The 1,919-nt window shown below is 44.8% G+C and carries 2 protein-coding genes; both read left to right on the top strand.

Features of this window, described 5'->3' with window-relative positions:
* The coding region (locus tag SH302x_RS27770) for an RHS repeat-associated core domain-containing protein (RefSeq protein WP_479369340.1) at positions 1 to 164 on the top strand (164 nt) is incomplete at its 5' end.
* A gap of 719 nt (positions 165 to 883) precedes the next feature.
* Positions 884 to 1,919 (top strand): hypothetical protein (locus tag SH302x_RS27765; RefSeq protein WP_479369339.1); only part of this gene is annotated, 1,036 nt, incomplete at its 3' end.

The raw sequence follows: 1,919 nt of genomic DNA, 5'->3' as shown, positions 1-1,919 counted from the left end.
CTTATGACAATCGCTACACCTATACTTCGCGAGAGTGGGACCATACCGTTGGATTGCATTACTTTAGAGCCAGATGGGTGAGTCAGGATTGTGGAAGATTTGTGAGCAGAGATCCGATTGGGCTAGCGGGGGCATTGATATGTATGAGTACCTTGATTCATTAGTACTCATTTGTGTCGATCCACTTGGGCTTCAATCAGTATATGTGCCGCCCAAACCTGAGCCCAAGTATTGCTATCGTAATCGGCATAAAAAAAGGAATTATCTCTTTAGCGATCCAAGTGACGAAAATGTTTACAAGCATAAGGAACCAAATAAACGCTGTGTTTTTGTCTACCCCCCATTTGATCGAGTACCACCGACTATTGATACAAATGGCGGACCGACGATCCAAAACCCCGCAAAACATGACATCCTAAGAACAATCGAAGAGAAAGGTTGTTGCGAAATACTATTTTGCGGCCATCAAGGCGCACCAGACTACGTTGGTGGTGTAACAAACGTACCGCGCGATGGTCAACAAAAGACACCTATCCTCCCATCGAGGGACGAACAACTAGAGCAAGAAATTGCAACCAAACTCCGAGATAACGGTTGCAGCGGTTGTTCGCTCTTCTTTTATACCTGCGGTGGCGGTGACCAGGAGAAACAAAAGGCAGCGAGGGACAGAATGGCCGAAATAACAGGGTGTGACATATTTGGAACTACCGGCGAGGCACGATCAGTTGACCCGAGCGATAAGAAGGACGGCTACTACTGCACAGATGACAGCAAGTCGTGGGGAGTGGACCGTGGAATTGGTTGTGTAGGCCGGCCATTTCCAATGCGAAAGTATTCCCCACCAAAAAAGTTGTCCAGATAATTATTTAAATAAGGGTATCTGATGCAACGCAAACAATTCTCTATTTTGATTGCCGCTCTTTTCTTTTGCTTTGGATGCGATTCGACTCAAACAATTGAATCGCGTCCATATTTAAACGGACTAGACAGCTTCAGCTTTGTAACCTCGAATGGAAAGTATAGCCAGTTGCATAACTTCTCTGTAGACGGCGAGAAGCTAAGAAAAATTAGTGTTCGGCATTTCGCAGGGGAGTGTAGGCAAATCGTCATCGGCGTGAGATCGCCAGCCTGTATGTTACATGTTGTCGATAGCACATCAAGAAACGGCAAAATCTTGATGGATCATGAAGAAGTAGAGACTCAAATGACACATAAACTTCTTGACCACGATCGAGTTGTAAGGTTGGAACCAGATGCGAACGTTGGAATCCTCCTGAGACCAACCGTAGACCGATTTGCTTGGGAGCAATTCGTTGTTGTAGAGTTTAGTCCTGAAACCGAAGGGACAATTGAGCATGAGATAATGATCGATCTCCCGCAGGGCGACCGTTCGACAGGAGTGGCATTTAATTGGCTATCGGATAAGAATATTGTCGCTATCGTCACGAAAGATGGCTTTCCAAGTTTATGGCAATTGAAAGAAAACAGTCTTGTTGACATAAGTCCGAGCTTTGCGTTTGAGGAAAACCCAAACTATGGAGGTGTGGGGCAAGTAGCGAATCTGCAAATAGCTGTATCACCAGATTATTCGAAAGTCGCCGTTGTTCGATCGATTTTTGATGATGGCAATTATTTATTTGATTTAACTGTCTGGAATGCCATCAATGGTGAGCGACTATATCACCATACGGATATGAAATGCCCGTCGATGATCGCTATTGAATTCTCTACAGCGCAATCAATTGTCTGGTTTGACTCAAATAGCTATAGCCTTTTAAATATTGATACAGGAAGTCGGGCGCTGAGCCGACGTGAAAACCCAGGCCAAGTGAACGAAGCACTTCGATTAAGCGAACAGAACTTTTTGCTGTTACGTCATGTGCAAAACGGAAAAATGGCATTTTCGCTTCAGCAAGTGT

The organism is Njordella calcicola, from assembly GCF_056494125.1.
Note: the sequence above shows the minus strand (reverse complement) of the source record. Positions and strands in the feature narration are given on the sequence as shown.